The organism is Pseudomonas sp. NY15364 (assembly GCF_048068235.1).
Lineage (GTDB): Bacteria > Pseudomonadota > Gammaproteobacteria > Pseudomonadales > Pseudomonadaceae > Aquipseudomonas > Aquipseudomonas mendocina_D.
On record NZ_JBLUPX010000039.1, the window covers coordinates 16108 to 31726 of the forward strand.

Consider the following 15619-nt stretch of genomic DNA (forward strand, 5'->3'; position numbering starts at 1 on the left):
AAGGTGGTACCGCTCATTGTTTGAGCCCAATGTTAGCGCTATCCAAATCATCCGACAAGCCTCTTTCGGCAACATTTCGTAGAGCATTTCCGCTAATGGCTATCACCCAGCTCTGGTCCGCTACTGGCTGACACATTCAATATCACCTACCTGCCCCAAGGGAGAAATTTCGCTTATGTACCGGCTGAGCCCCCGCTTCTGGCTGCCCACATTGCTCCTGCCACTGGCCGCACAGGCCGAAAACGCCACCTACCAGGCCGACCCACTGGTGGTCACCGGCAGCCGTTATCAGGCCAGCGGCTGGCAACTGCCCTTCTCCGTCAACCGCATTGATGCCGAACAGGCCACCCTCGGCAAACCAGGCGTCAACCTGTCCGAGGCGCTCGGCAGCGTGCCAGGGCTCGTGGTGCAGAACCGGCAAAACTATGCGCAAGACCTGCAGATATCCTCGCGCGGCTTCGGCGCCCGTTCGGCCTTCGGCATTCGCGGTATCAAGCTGCTGGCTGACGGTGTGCCGCTGTCCAACCCCGATGGCCAAGGCCAGGCCGCGACCTTCGACCTAGACACCCTGGAACGTATCGAGGTGCTGCGCGGCCCCTTCGCCAGCGTTTACGGCAGCAATTCTGGCGGGGTCATCCAGCTATTCTCGCGCGATGGCGAAGGTCCACCCAAGCTGTCGCTCGACACCTCGCAAGCCGCCTACGGCACCAGTCGCACCCGCGTCGCAGCCGAAGGCGGCAACGACAAGGCTGGCTTCATCATCAACCGCTCGCACTTCGAAACCGACGGCTACCGTGACCACAGCGGCGCCATCCTCGACAAGACCTTCGCCAAGCTCACCCTGTATCCGGACGATGTCAGCAAGCTCAGTTTGAGCTTCAGCGAGCTGGATCAGAACGACACGCAAGACCCGCAAGGTCTGACCTGGACTCAGGTGCAGAGCGACCGCCGCAGCGCCGCGCCCAGCGCACTGGAGTTCGATACACGCAAGACCGTCGATCATCGTCAGTTCGCGCTCAACTACGAGCGCAGCTTTGCCGTCGGCATCTGGCAAAGCACGCTGTACAGCGGTACGCGACGGGTGACTCAGTACCAGTCGATTCCAAGACTCGCCCAACTGCCACCAAGAGATCCTGACCAAAAGCACTCGGGCGGTGTTATCAATTTCGAGCGCCGCTTTCACGGCATTGGCAACCGTTGGATTCAGTCGTTCGACCTGGGCAGCAGCCTGCTGACCGTCACCACCGGCCTGGATTACGACTATTCGCGTGACGACCGCCAGGGCTTTGAAAACTTCGTCGGCGGCACCCTGGGCGTAAAAGGCAACCTGCACCGCGACGAGCGCAACGAGGTCACCAGCTTATCGCCCTACGTCCAGGCCGCCTGGCAACTGGGCAAGCTAGAGCTGCAGGCCGGCCTGCGTCACAGCCAGGTGGAATTTGACGTGGACGACCGTTTCCTGAGCAATGGCGACGATAGTGGCTCAGTGACCTACCGCGAACTGACGCCGACCCTGGGCGCCAGTTACGCCCTGTTGCCAAGACTGAATGTCTACGCCAGCTGGGGCAAGGGCGTGGAGACGCCGACGCTGAACGAGTTGTCCTACTCAGGCCCCAACAACAGCTTCGGCTTCGACCTGCAACCGGCCACCAGCGAACAGGTAGAAGTCGGCCTCAAAGCACGCCTGGCCGAGGCCACCAGCCTGCAAGTGGCGCTGTTTCAGATCGATACCGACGACGAGTTGGTGGTCGAATCAGCCAGCGGCGGCCGATCACGCTTCCAGAACGCCGCCCAGACTCGCCGACGCGGCGTCGAACTGGCCCTGGAAAGCCGCCTGGGCGACACCTTGCGCGCCAACCTCGCCTATACGCAGATCGACGCCACCTACAGCAAGAATTTCACCAGCAACGGCCGATTGATCGAGTCGGGCAATCGCCTACCAGGCATTCCCGCGCGCACGCTGTTTGGCGAGCTGGCCTGGCAACCGCTGGACTGGTTCAGCACCGGCATCGAAGGCCTGTACCGCAGCCAGCTGTATGTCGAAGACAGCAACACAGCCAAGACCGCGCCCAGCTACGCGCTGTTCAACTGGCAGGCTCGCTTCGAGCAGCAGGTCGGTGCAATGACCTTCAACCAGGTGCTGCGCATCGACAATCTGCTGGATCGCGAGTACATCGGCTCGGTGATCGTCGGCGACAGCAACGGCCGCTACTACGAACCCGGCCCGGAGCGCGCCTGGTATGTCGGCGCTGGCATGCAGTACCAGTTCGAATGAGGCTGGCAACTGAAACTCGCGTCTCCACCCCTCTTGCGGGATAGGACGCCAGCAAATACAGCTCAAAAACAGAAAAGGCCACCCGAAGGTGGCCTTTTGCGTGCAGTCAGCGAAGGCTCAGGCCTTCTTGACTTCCCAACCGGTCAGCTCGGCCAGGGCCTTGCCGATGTCAGCCAGGGAACGCACGGTTTTCACGCCAGCGTCCTGCAGTGCAGCGAATTTCTCGTCTGCAGTGCCCTTGCCGCCGGAGATGATGGCGCCAGCGTGGCCCATGCGCTTGCCGGGAGGAGCAGTCACACCAGCGATGTAGGAAACTACAGGCTTGGTGACGTTGGCCTTGATGTAGGCAGCCGCTTCTTCTTCAGCCGAACCGCCGATCTCACCGATCATGACGATCGCTTCGGTCTTCGGGTCTTCCTGGAACAGCTTCAGGATGTCGATGAAGTTGGAGCCCGGGATGGGGTCACCGCCGATGCCCACGCAGGTGGACTGGCCGAAACCGGCGTCGGTGGTCTGCTTCACGGCTTCATAGGTCAGGGTGCCCGAACGGGACACGATGCCGACTTTGCCTGGCAGGTGGATGTGACCCGGCATGATGCCGATCTTGCACTCGCCGGGAGTGATCACGCCCGGGCAGTTCGGGCCGATCAGGGTAATGCCCAGCTCGTCGCAGATGACTTTGGCATCCAGCATGTCCAGGGTAGGAATGCCTTCGGTGATGCAGACGATCAGCTTGATGCCGCCGAATGCAGCTTCCAGGATCGAGTCTTTGCAGAACGGAGCCGGAACGTAGATGACCGAAGCGTCAGCGCCAGTGGCTGCAACGGCTTCTTTCACGGTGTTGAACACCGGCAGGCCCAGGTGAGTGGTGCCGCCCTTGCCCGGAGTCACGCCGCCAACCATCTTGGTGCCGTAGGCGATGGCTTGTTCGGAGTGGAAAGTACCCTGCGAGCCGGTGAAACCCTGGCAGATGACTTTGGTGTCTTTATTGATCAGGACGCTCATTACTTGCCCTCCGCAGCTTTGACGACTTGCTGAGCAGCGTCGGTCAGGCTGGTTGCCGCGATGATGTTCAGGCCGCTTTCAGCCAGGACCTTGGCGCCCAGCTCAGCGTTGTTACCTTCCAGGCGGACGACCACCGGGATTTTCACGCCGACTTCTTTCACTGCGCCGATGATGCCTTCGGCAATCATGTCGCAACGAACGATACCGCCGAAGATGTTCACCAGAACGGCAGCAACGTTGCTGTCGGACAGGATGATCTTGAAGGCTTCGGTCACGCGCTCTTTGGTTGCGCCGCCACCTACGTCGAGGAAGTTGGCTGGCTTGCCGCCGTGCAGGTTGACGATGTCCATGGTACCCATGGCCAGACCGGCACCGTTGACCATGCAGCCGATGTTGCCTTCCAGGGCCACGTAGTTCAGCTCGAAGCTGGCAGCGTGGGCCTCACGAGGATCGTCTTGCGACGGATCGTGGAAGGTCTTCAGCTTCGGCTGACGGTACATGGCGTTAGCGTCGATGTTGATCTTCGCGTCCAGGCAGTGCAGGTCGCCGTCGGCCTTGATCACCAGCGGGTTGACTTCCAGCAGAGCCAGATCGTGATCTTTGAACAGTTTGGCCAGACCTACGAAGATCTTGGCGAACTGAGCGACTTGCTTGCCTTCCAGGCCCAGCTGAAAAGCCAGCTCGCGGCCCTGGAACGGCTGCGCGCCAACCAGCGGATCAACGGTGGCCTTGAGGATCTTCTCAGGAGTTTCGTGGGCCACTTTCTCGATGTCCACGCCACCTTCGGTGGAAGCCATGAACACGATGCGACGGCTGGAGCGGTCCACTACAGCGCCCAGGTACAGTTCCTTGGCGATGTCGGTGCAGGATTCGACCAGGATTTTGCTGACCGGCTGACCGTTGGCGTCAGTCTGGTAGGTCACCAGACGCTTGCCCAGCCAGTTGGCGGCGAAGGCCTTGGCGTCCTCTTTGCTCTTGACCAGCTTTACGCCACCGGCTTTACCGCGGCCACCAGCGTGGACCTGAGCTTTGACGACCCACTCGCTGCCGCCGATTTTTTCGCAGGCTTCTGCGGCTTCTTCCGGGGTGTCTACCGCGAAACCCTTGGATACGGGCAGGCCGTATTCAGCGAACAGCTGCTTACCCTGATACTCGTGAAGATTCATGCTTGTCTACCGTCTTCGTTTAGGTATTGCGCATTCGGCGCTGTACTTGTGATACCGCGCCACCTGTGACTGCCGAAGCAGTCCGTCGGGGGGCTTGCGCTGCGAGTTGGACTCGACGCGGGCCACGCGACGTGGTTCTGCTTGCAAACACCGCCGTAGCGATGGGGCGATTACACGACGCCCCGCCTACCACGGCGGCTTACAACAACTCGAGTGGCCGAACGAGTCGGCCACTAACGCTTAGCGTTTCTTGCGATTGGCGATGTGAATCGCGCCGCCGTTCACTGCCAGGGCCGCTTCATGCAGCGCTTCGGACAGGGTCGGGTGGGAGAAGACCATCATGCCCAGGTCTTCGGCGCTGGTGCCGAATTCCATGCCGATCGCGCCTTGCTGTACCAGCTCGGCAGCGCTTGGGCCGATCACGTGAACACCCAACACGCGGTCGGTGTTGGCGTCAGCGATGACCTTGACGAAACCGCCAGTGTCGTTGGCAGCCATGGCGCGACCACTGGCAGCGAACGGGAAGGTACCGACGTTGACTGCAACGCCTTCGGCCTTCAGTTGCTGCTCGGTCTTGCCGACCCATGCGATTTCCGGGTGGGTGTAAATCACGGACGGAATCAGGTCGTAGTTCATCTGCGCCTTGTGGCCAGCGATGCGCTCGGCAACCATCACGCCCTCTTCCGAGGCCTTGTGCGCGAGCATGGCACCACGCACGACGTCACCGATGGCGTATACGCCCGGAACGCTGGTTTCGCACTGGTCGTTGACGAAGATGTAGCCGCGCTCGTCCAGGGTCACGCCGCTGTCGGCAGCCAGCAGATCGGTGGTCACCGGGCGACGGCCCACGGCCACAATCAGCTTGTCGAACACAATCTTCTGCTCGCCATTGGCGTCAGTGAAGGTGACGGTAACCTGCTTCTTCTTGACCTCGGTACCGGTAACGCGAGCACCCAGACGGATGTCCAGGCCCTGCTTGGTCAGGGTCTTCTGGGCTTCCTTGGCGATCTGCTCATCGGCGGCCGCGAGGAACTTGTCCATGGCTTCCAGAACGGTCACTTCCGCACCCAGGCGAGCCCATACCGAGCCCAGCTCCAGACCGATCACGCCAGCGCCGATGACGCCCAGCTTCTTCGGTACGCTCTGGAATTCCAGGGCGCCAGTGGAGTCGACGATCACGTCCTGATCGACCGGAGCCGGCGGGATCTCGACCGGCTTGGAGCCGGAGGCAATGATCACGTGAGCAGCTTCAACCACCTGGCTTTTGCCGTCGGTGCCGGTCACTTCGACTTGCTTGCCAGCCAGCAGCTTGCCGTGGCCTTCGAGCAGGGTCACGCCATTAGCCTTGAACAGGCCGGCAACACCGCCGGTGAGGTTCTTGATGATGGTGTTCTTGCGCGCCACCATGGCCGGGACATCGATGGTCACGCCCTTGGCTTCAATACCATGCACGGCGAAGCCGTCTTTCGCTTCGTGGTACTTCCAGGAGCTGTCCAGCAGCGCCTTAGACGGAATGCAACCGACGTTCAGGCAAGTGCCGCCGAGAGCGACTTTGCCGTCCTGGCCCTGGTACTTCTCGATGCAGGCGGTCTTCAGACCGAGTTGCGCTGCTTTGATGGCGGCTACATAGCCACCAGGGCCGGCACCGATGACTACCACGTCGAATTTCTGGGTCATAACGTATTCCTTCTCGAATAAACCGGACGGCCCTGAGAACAGGGCCGCCGTGGAGGAGACTGGCTTTTAGATTTCCAGCAGCAGGCGAGCCGGGTCTTCAAGCAGGTTCTTGATGGTTACCAGGAAGGTCACGGCTTCCTTACCATCGATCAGGCGGTGGTCGTAAGACAGCGCCAGGTACATCATCGGACGGATCACCACCTGGCCGTTGATCGCCATCGGGCGCTGAACGATGTTGTGCATACCCAGGATCGCAGCCTGCGGCGGGTTGACGATCGGGGTCGACATCATCGAACCGAAGGTACCACCGTTGGTGATGGTGAAGGTGCCGCCAGTCATTTCTTCGATCGACAGCTTGCCGTCTTTGGCTTTCTTGCCGAAGGTGGCGATGCCGCTCTCGATTTCAGCCAGGCTCATTTGCTCGGCGTTACGCAATACCGGCACCACCAGGCCACGGTCGCTGGACACAGCAACACCGATGTCGGCGTAGCCGTGATAAACGATGTCGTTGCCGTCGATCGAGGCGTTGACTGCCGGGAAACGCTTCAGCGCTTCGGTAGCTGCCTTGACGAAGAACGACATGAAGCCCAGACGCACGCCGTTGTGGGACTTCTCGAACAGGTCCTTGTACTTCGAACGCAGGGCCATGACCTCGGTCATGTCTACTTCGTTGAAGGTGGTCAGCATGGCCATGGTGGACTGGGCTTCGACCAGACGCTCGGCGATCTTGGCGCGCAGACGGGTCATCGGCACACGCTTCTCGGTGCGGTCGCCAGTGGCGACGACAGCAGCGGCAGCAGCCGGGGCAGCGGCAGGCTTGGCAGCGGCAGCCGGGGCGTTCTTCTTGGCTTCGACGGCAGCGACCACGTCTTCCTTGGTCACACGGCCACCTTTACCGGTGCCGGCAATGCTGTTCGGGTCGATGCCGTTCTCTTCGGCCAGCTTACGCGCGGCCGGCGAGAGGATGGCGTCGTCACCAGCAACAGCAGCCGGAGCAGCAGCCTGGGCCGGCGCAGCGGCAGCGGCCGGTGCAGCAGCCGGAGCGACGGCGGCAGCGCCACCTTCGGTCAGTTTGCCCAGCAGCTCGTTGGAGAGAACGGTGTCGCCTTCGTTCTTGATGATTTCAGCCAGGACACCATCGGCCTCGGCCAGTACTTCGATCACGACCTTGTCGGTTTCGATGTCGACGATCAGCTCATCGCGCTTGACCGCTTCGCCCGGCTTCTTGTGCCAGGTGGCCACGGTGCCGTCGGCAACCGATTCCGGGAAGGTTGGGGCTTTGATCTCGATAGCCATTGTATGCGTTTCCTTAAATTCGGTTTACCGGCAGGTGGCACTCGCCACCTGCCGGATGAAGGCGTTAAACAGTAAAGGCGTCCTGCAGCAGTTTTTCCTGCTGCTCGGCGTGCATCGACGCATAACCACAAGCTGGCGCAGCCGAGGCATCACGACCGGCGTACTCCAGGAGCAGCGACTTCTTGTGTGCAGTAGCGACGCGACGCATGTGGTGCTGGCTGCAATACCAGGCGCCCTGGTTCATCGGCTCTTCCTGACACCAGACGATGTGCTTGAGGTTCTTGTACGGCGCCAGCGCTTCGGCCAGATCGTCTTCCGGGAACGGATAGAGCTGCTCGATACGCACGATGGCGGTATCGTCGCGCCCCTCGGCACGACGCTTCTCCAGCAGGTCGTAGTAGACCTTGCCGCTGCACAGGATCAGACGCTCGACCTTTTTCGGGTCCAGCGAATCGATCTCGCCGATCACGGTCTGGAAGGAGCCTTCGGCCAGATCTTCCAGGGTCGAGATGGCCAGCTTGTGGCGCAGCAGCGACTTCGGCGTCAGCACCACCAGCGGCTTGCGCAGCGGGCGGATCACCTGGCGACGCAGCATGTGGTAGACCTGCGCCGGGGTGGTCGGTACGCAGACCTGCATGTTGTGCTCGGCGCACAGTTGCAGGTAACGCTCCAGACGCGCCGAGCTGTGCTCAGGCCCCTGCCCTTCATAGCCGTGCGGCAGCAGAACGGTCAGACCGCAGAGGCGGCCCCACTTGGTTTCACCGCTGGAGATGAACTGGTCGAATACCACCTGAGCGCCGTTGGCGAAGTCGCCGAACTGGGCTTCCCAGATCACCAGCGCGTTCGGCGTGGTGGTGGCGTAGCCGTATTCGAAGGCCAGCACTGCTTCCTCGGAGAGGTAGGAGTCGTACAGCTCGAACTTCGGCTGACCCTCGTACAGGTTCTTCAGCGGAACGTAGGTCGAGGCGTCCTTCTGGTTGTGCAGCACCGCATGACGGTGCGAGAAGGTGCCACGGCCGATGTCCTGGCCGGTCATGCGGATCGGGTGACCTTCGACCAGCAGCGTGGCATAGGCCATGGTCTCGGCGAAGCCCCAGTTGATCGGCAAGCCGCCTGCGCCCATCTTCTGACGGTCTTCGAGGATCTTCGCCACCTGACGCTGAACCAGGAAGCCCTCAGGGATTTCCAGCAGCTTGGAAGACAGATCCTGCAGGGTCTTCAGATCGAAACGGGTGTCGTGACGCGCGGTCCAGGCATGGCCCAGGTAAGGACGCCAGTCGACGAACAGCTCCTTGTTGGGCTCCTTGACCAGGCTTTTGACCACGTGCTGACCGTTGTCCAGCGCAGTACGGTACTCGTCGATCTTGGCCTGCACGTCGTCGCTGCTCTGCACGCCGGCTGCAATCAGAGCGTCGGCGTACAGCTCACGGGTGGTGCGCTGCTTGGCGATCTGCTGGTACATCAGCGGCTGAGTACCGTTCGGCTCGTCGGCCTCGTTGTGACCACGACGACGGTAGCAGACCAGGTCGATGACCACGTCACGCTTGTACTGCATGCGGTAATCGACAGCCAGCTGCGTCACGAACAACACGGCTTCCGGGTCATCGCCATTCACATGGAAGATCGGCGCCTGGATCATCTTGGCCACGTCGGTCGCGTACTCGGTGGAGCGCGCATCCAGCGGGTTGCTGATGGTGAAGCCGACCTGGTTGTTGATCACGATGTGGATGGTGCCGCCAGTCTTGTAGCCGCGGGTCTGCGACATCTGGAAGGTTTCCATGACCACACCCTGACCGGCGAAAGCCGCGTCACCGTGGATGGAAATCGGCAGTACCTTGTCGCCAGTGGCATCACTGCGACGATCCTGACGAGCACGCACCGAACCCTCGACCACCGGAGAAACGATCTCCAGGTGCGAAGGGTTGAACGCCAGCGCCAGGTGCACTTCGCCACCTGCGGTCATGACGTTGGAGGAGAAGCCCTGGTGGTACTTCACGTCACCGGACGACAGACCTTCGGTCTTCTTGCCTTCGAACTCGTCGAACAGGTCGCGCGGGTTCTTGCCGAAGGTGTTGACCAGGACGTTCAGACGGCCGCGGTGGGCCATACCGATGACCACTTCCTTGGTGCCGTAGGAGCCGGAACGCTGGATGATTTCGTCCAGCAGCGGGATCAGGCTTTCGCCACCCTCCAGACCGAAACGCTTGGTGCCCGGGTACTTGGTGCCCAGGTATTTTTCCAGACCTTCGGCAGCGGTGATGCGCTCAAGCACATGCGCCTGCACTTCGGCGGAAAACTGCGGACGACCGCGCACGCTTTCCAGGCGCTGGGCGAACCAGTTGCGCTGACCGGAGTCGACGATGTGGGTGAACTCGGCACCGATGGTGCGACAATATGTCTGCTGCAGCGCATCGCGAATTTCGCGTAGCGTTGCCTCTTCCTTGCCGATATACAGCTCGCCAGTGCGGAATGTGGTGTCCAGATCCGCGTCGGTCAGGCCGTAGTGATTGATCGACAGGTCAGACGGCGCAGTGCGCACCCACAGACCCAGAGGGTCAAGCTGGGCGGCCTGATGGCCACGCATGCGGTAGGCCTGGATCAAGCGCAGCACTTCCACCTGCTTCTTTTCGTGCTCGCTGCTGACGGCCCCGGCGGAAACCGGCTGGGCACGACGCGAATTCTTGGCGAGCAGGACGAAATGATCGCGAATGGTCGAATGCGATACGTCCGTTGCAGCGCTGCCGTCGGTCGGCAACTTCTGGAAGTAAGTGCGCCACTCTTCTGGCACAGCGTTGGGATCGTGCAGGTAGAGCTCGTAGAGCTCTTCCACGTAGGCAGCGTTGCCACCGGATAGGTGGGCACTGTCCCACATGCGCTGCATCACGCTTTCTTGCATGCTTGGTCACCCTCGGTAAGGGGACACCACCGGCGTGAATACCGCATAGCCTTAATCAAAGTCATGATGCTGCGACTCGGATGAAGCCACTTGGGTTCCGCAGATAGTCCGGGTACCAGCCCGGATGCCCCTGCTGGTCGTCATATTTTTCGAGTATGAGCCGCAGCTTTGTGGGCTGCGGCTCTGGCTTTACTGCGAGGCCGACTCATGCCGGACTCGCAGGTGTTACAGGTATAGCAACTTGCGAATCAGGTACCGCTCTGCAGCAGCATGTTACGCACGTGACCGATCGCCTTGGTCGGGTTCAGACCCTTGGGGCAGACGTTCACGCAGTTCATGATGCCACGGCAACGGAACACGCTGAACGGATCGTCCAGCGAAGCCAGACGCTCGGCGGTCTTGGTGTCACGGCTGTCGGCCAGGAAGCGGTAGGCCTGCAGCAGTGCAGCGGGACCGAGGAACTTGTCCGGGTTCCACCAGAACGACGGGCAGCTGGTCGAGCAGCATGCGCACAGAATGCACTCGTACAGACCGTCGAGCTTCTCGCGCTCTTCCGGAGTCTGCAGGCGCTCGATGGCCGGAGCCGGCGTATCGTTCTGCAGGAACGGCTGCACCTTCTCGTACTGCTTGTAGAAGATGCTCATATCGACGACCAGGTCACGAATGACCGGCAGGCCCGGCAACGGACGAATCACCAGCTTGCCGCCCTTGAGGCCGGCAGCGGAGATCGGCGTAATGCACGCCAGGCCGTTCTTGCCGTTGATGTTCATGCCGTCGGAACCACAGACACCTTCACGGCAGGAACGACGGTAGGAGAAGCCCTCGTCCTGTTCCTTGATCAGCGCCAGCACGTCGAGGACCATGATGTCCTTGCCACCGGTGTCGACCTGGAAGTCCTGCATGAACGGAGCAGCGTCCTTCTCCGGGTTGTAGCGATAAACACTGACTTGCAACATATCAGTCACCCTTAATAAGTCCGAACCTTGGGTTCAAATGCCGGAACGGTCTTCGGCGCGAAGTTCACGTCACGCTTGGCTACGCGCTTCTCGCCCGGGAAGTACAGGGAGTGGCACAGCCAGTTCTGATCGTCGCGCTCCTCGAAATCTTCACGAGCGTGTGCACCGCGGGACTCTTTACGAGCCTCGGCAGCCACTGCGGTCGCTTCGGCGACTTCGAGCAGGTTTTGCAGTTCCAGCGCTTCGATACGCGCAGTGTTGAACGCCTGGCTCTTGTCCGCGATTTTGACTTTCGCGATGCGCTCACGCAGGTCGGCCAGTTGTTGGATGCCCTTCTGCATGTATTCGCCGGTACGGAATACACCGAAGTAGTTTTGCATGCACTGTTGCAGTTCTTTACGCAGCGGGGCCACGTCTTCGCCAGTGCTGCGCTCGTTGACGCCAGCCAGACGCGACAGTGACTGCTCGATGTCGGTTTCGCTGGCACCACGGACTTCCACGCCTTCTTTCAGCGCTTTTTCCAGGTGCAGACCAGCGGCGCGGCCGAATACCACCAGGTCAAGCAGCGAGTTGCCGCCCAGACGGTTGGCGCCGTGTACCGATACACAGGCGACTTCACCAACAGCGAACAGGCCTTCGATGATGGTGTCCTTGCCGCTGGCATCCTGGGTGATGGCCTGGCCATGAATGTTGGTGGCAACGCCGCCCATCATGTAGTGGCAGGTCGGGATGACCGGGACCGGAGCGACGACCGGGTCGACGTGAGCGAAGGTCTTCGACAGCTCGCAAATGCCTGGCAGGCGGCTGTGCAGCACTTCCTCGCCCAAGTGATCGAGCTTCAGCAGCACGTGGTCCTTGTTCGGGCCACAGCCGTTGCCGGCGATGACTTCCTTGACCATGGAGCGCGCAACCACGTCGCGGCCGGCCAAGTCTTTGGCGTTCGGAGCATAACGCTCCATGAAACGCTCGCCATGGGCGTTGATCAGGTAACCACCCTCGCCACGGCAGCCTTCGGTAACCAGTACACCGGCGCCGGCGATACCGGTCGGGTGGAACTGCCACATTTCGATATCCTGCACCGGCACGCCGGCACGCAGGGCCATGCCCACGCCATCACCGGTGTTGATCAGGGCGTTGGTGGTGGAGGCGTAGATACGGCCAGCACCGCCAGTGGCCAGGACCACGGCCTTGGAGCGGATGTAGACGGTCTCGCCAGTCTCGATGCAGATGGCGATGATGCCGACGATGGCGCCATCCTGGTTCTTCACCAGGTCAACGGCATACCACTCGTTGAGGAACGAGGTGCCGGCTTTCAGGTTGGCCTGATACAGGGTGTGCAGCAGCGCGTGACCGGTACGGTCGGCAGCGGCGCAGGTACGAGCCGCCTGGGTCGGATTGTCCGGCCCCTTGGACTGACCGCCGAACGGACGCTGATAGATGCGGCCCTGCTCGGTACGGGAAAAAGGCAGGCCCATGTGCTCGAGCTCGAACACAGCCTCCGGCCCAACGGAACACATGTACTCGATCGCGTCCTGGTCGCCGATATAGTCGGAACCCTTGACGGTGTCGTACATGTGCCAGCGCCAATCGTCGTTCGGGTCGGCCGAGGCGATGGCGCAGGTAATGCCACCCTGAGCGGAAACGGTGTGCGAGCGAGTCGGGAACACCTTGGTGACCACGGCAGTCTTGTGACCGCCCTGAGCCAGTTGTAGCGCGGCACGCATGCCAGCGCCGCCACCACCAACGATGATGGCGTCATAGGAAAGAGTACGGATGCTAGCCATGAATCAGAAACCCCACAGAATCTGCACGCCCCAGACGAACATCGTGAACATGGCGATGCCACACACGGCCTGGAACAGGAAACGCACACCAGTCGCCCACTTGCCCAGCGCCATCGGCGTCAGGTAGTCGGTGGAAATGGTCCACATGCCAACCCAGGCGTGCACGCTCAGTGCAACGAGGGCCAGCAGGCTGAAGATGCGCATTGCGGTATGCGAGAACAGGCCATGCCATTCGGCGTAGCCCATACCTGGATTACAGATCACATAGCCCAGCAGGAACAGCGTGTAAGCCGCGAGAACGACCGCAGAAACGCGCTGAGCCATCCAGTCATAGAGGCCCGAACGCGAGAAATTCGTGACATTAGTTACCATATCCACACCCCCAGCAGCACGATCACTACCGCCGCCACTACGACGACGATTTTCGAGCCCAGCTTGCCGCCTTCCAGCGTTTCACCGATGCCCATGTCCATGATCAAGTGGCGTACACCGGCCACCAGGTGGTACAGCAGAGCGGACAACAGACCCCAGATCACGAACTTGGCCAGCGGACTGGTCAGGCATTCTTTCACCTGGGCAAAGCCCTCTTCGGAGGTCAGCGACTTGTCGAGGCCAAACAGCAGAATGGCGATACCGACAAAGAGGATGACACCGGAGATACGGTGAAGAATGGACGTGTAAGCGGTGATCGGAAGCTTGATAGTCCGAAGGTCTAGGTTTACAGGTCGTTGGCTATTCACGGCTTTATTATCACACTGAGAGCCCCTAACGATCAGGGCAAAGTTGTTGGGAAGTGCACTGGCAAGGTACCCATCACCCAATGAGTGACAACCGCCATGACACGGCCCTAAAGCCTATGGCGGTCGGCCGCAGAGTATAGACAGTTAGCAGACTAATGACAATGCAATGCCCTCCCCCAAAAAGCGCATTGCAGCCTTTAAACAAATGGCGTAAATAGCGGCCTTTTTTCGCTGAAAATAGCGCTCAAACCCTTCTACTGCGTGGGTTCTCGCAAATTGACTTTCGGATTTATCCCACTATAGTGGTGCGGGCCCTGCGTGGGGGGCTGTCTGATGATTTCAAGCATAACTAGGAGGCCACATATGGCTGACAAAAAAGCGCAGTTGATCATCGAGGGCAATGCCCCCGTCGAACTGCCCGTTCTGACCGGCACTGTTGGTCCCGATGTAATCGATGTGCGGAGCCTGACCGCCACGGGTCGGTTCACATTTGATCCTGGTTTCATGTCGACCGCCTCTTGCGAGTCGAAGATCACCTATATCGACGGCGACCAAGGGATCCTGCTGCACCGCGGCTACCCCATCGAGCAGCTCGCCGAGCAATCCGACTACCTGGAAACCTGCTACCTGCTGCTCAATGGCGAACTGCCGAGCAAGGAAGAAAAGGCCCAGTTCGTCAGCACCATCAAGAACCACACCATGGTTCATGAGCAACTGAAGACCTTCTTCAACGGCTTCCGCCGCGATGCCCACCCAATGGCCATCATGTGTGGCGTAGTTGGCGCCCTGTCCGCGTTCTATCATGACTCGCTAGACATCAATAACCCGCAGCACCGCGAAGTGTCGGCCATGCGCCTGGTGGCCAAGATGCCGACCATAGCCGCCATGACCTACAAGTACTCCATGGGCCAGCCCATGATGTACCCGCGCAATGACCTGAATTACGCGGAAAACTTCCTGCACATGATGTTCAACACCCCGTGCGAGATCAAACCGATCAGCCCGGTGCTGGCCAAGGCGATGGACAAGATCTTCATCCTCCACGCCGACCATGAGCAGAACGCCTCCACCTCCACCGTACGTCTGGCTGGCTCCTCGGGCGCCAACCCGTTCGCCTGTATCGCAGCCGGTATCGCTGCGCTGTGGGGCCCGGCACACGGCGGCGCCAACGAAGCCGTACTGGCCATGCTCGACGAGATCGGTGACGTTTCCAACATCGACAAGTTCATCGCCAAGGCCAAGGACAAGAACGACCCGTTCAAGCTGATGGGCTTCGGTCATCGCGTTTACAAGAACCGCGACCCGCGCGCCACCGTGATGAAGCAGACCTGCGACGAAGTCCTCGGCGAGCTGGGCATCACCAATGACCCGCAGCTGGAACTGGCCATGCGCCTGGAAGAGATCGCCCTGACCGATCCGTACTTCAAAGAGCGCAACCTGTACCCGAACGTGGACTTCTACTCGGGCATCATCCTCAAGGCCATCGGCATTCCGACCTCGATGTTCACCGTTATCTTCGCCCTGGCACGTACCGTGGGCTGGATCTCGCACTGGAAGGAAATGCTTTCGGGTCCGTACAAGATCGGCCGTCCGCGCCAGCTGTACACCGGTTACGAGCAGCGTGATCTGCCGGCTAACCGCGACTGATAGCACCGCGAAACGAAAAAGGCTGCCAATGCAGACTGTGTGAAAACACAGCAGTCTGAGAGCAAACTGAAGACAATGCCTCCATCAGTCGATGGGGGCATTGTCGTTTATGGGCTATATCCAAGGTGAAGATCGGCAACAAAGCAGCCTGTTTCCGCCGACATTGGAAGAGCTGGT

11 protein-coding genes are annotated in these 15619 nt (G+C 60.6%); 2 read left to right on the forward strand and 9 right to left on the reverse strand.

Features of this window, described 5'->3' with window-relative positions:
- Positions 1-175 precede the first annotated feature (175 nt).
- A complete protein-coding gene (locus tag ACNFCJ_RS21700) occupies positions 176-2275 on the forward strand; it encodes a TonB-dependent receptor family protein (RefSeq protein ID WP_416773584.1) in 2100 nt (699 codons plus the stop codon).
- Positions 2276-2392: 117 nt separating this feature from the next.
- Here the strand turns inward: ACNFCJ_RS21700 and sucD are convergent, their stop codons facing one another.
- From sucD to sdhC, 9 genes are all read right to left on the reverse strand, one after another.
- Positions 2393-3280 (reverse strand): succinate--CoA ligase subunit alpha, encoded by an 888-nt coding sequence (sucD, locus tag ACNFCJ_RS21705; RefSeq protein WP_416773585.1) that lies wholly within the window; start codon positions 3278-3280, stop codon positions 2393-2395.
- Positions 3280-4446: an ADP-forming succinate--CoA ligase subunit beta gene (gene sucC, locus ACNFCJ_RS21710; protein ID WP_125873746.1), complete on the reverse strand. Its 1167-nt coding sequence runs from the start codon at positions 4444-4446 to the stop codon at positions 3280-3282. The genes sucD and sucC overlap by 1 nt, the downstream gene beginning before the upstream one ends.
- Positions 4447-4686: 240 nt before the next feature.
- Positions 4687-6123 (reverse strand): dihydrolipoyl dehydrogenase, encoded by a 1437-nt coding sequence (lpdA, locus tag ACNFCJ_RS21715; RefSeq protein WP_125873747.1) that lies wholly within the window; start codon positions 6121-6123, stop codon positions 4687-4689.
- A 66-nt stretch (positions 6124-6189) separates the two neighbouring features.
- Positions 6190-7419, reverse strand: a complete 1230-nt coding sequence (gene odhB / locus ACNFCJ_RS21720; RefSeq protein ID WP_125873748.1) for a 2-oxoglutarate dehydrogenase complex dihydrolipoyllysine-residue succinyltransferase — start codon at positions 7417-7419, stop codon at positions 6190-6192.
- Positions 7420-7483: 64 nt separating this feature from the next.
- Positions 7484-10315 carry a 2-oxoglutarate dehydrogenase E1 component gene (locus tag ACNFCJ_RS21725; RefSeq protein WP_416773588.1) on the reverse strand — a complete coding sequence of 944 codons (2832 nt, stop codon included), beginning with the start codon at positions 10313-10315 and terminating at the stop codon, positions 7484-7486.
- A gap of 248 nt (positions 10316-10563) precedes the next feature.
- Positions 10564-11271 (reverse strand): succinate dehydrogenase iron-sulfur subunit, encoded by a 708-nt coding sequence (locus ACNFCJ_RS21730; RefSeq protein ID WP_003459986.1) that lies wholly within the window; start codon positions 11269-11271, stop codon positions 10564-10566.
- Between the two features lie 11 nt (positions 11272-11282).
- A complete protein-coding gene (sdhA, locus tag ACNFCJ_RS21735) occupies positions 11283-13055 on the reverse strand; it encodes a succinate dehydrogenase flavoprotein subunit (protein ID WP_013715381.1) in 1773 nt (590 codons plus the stop codon).
- A gap of 3 nt (positions 13056-13058) precedes the next feature.
- Positions 13059-13427 (reverse strand): succinate dehydrogenase, hydrophobic membrane anchor protein, encoded by a 369-nt coding sequence (gene sdhD / locus ACNFCJ_RS21740; protein WP_037000860.1) that lies wholly within the window; start codon positions 13425-13427, stop codon positions 13059-13061.
- Entirely contained in the window at positions 13421-13795 is a 375-nt protein-coding gene (gene sdhC, locus ACNFCJ_RS21745; protein ID WP_099524365.1) for a succinate dehydrogenase, cytochrome b556 subunit, read from the reverse strand. The genes sdhD and sdhC overlap by 7 nt, the downstream gene beginning before the upstream one ends.
- Before the next feature lie 363 nt (positions 13796-14158).
- On the opposite strand from sdhC, the gene gltA reads away from it, so the two are divergent.
- The gene (gene gltA / locus ACNFCJ_RS21750) at positions 14159-15442 is read left to right on the forward strand and encodes a citrate synthase (protein WP_037000858.1); all 1284 of its coding nucleotides are present in this window, start codon (positions 14159-14161) and stop codon (positions 15440-15442) included.
- Positions 15443-15619 lie beyond the last annotated feature (177 nt).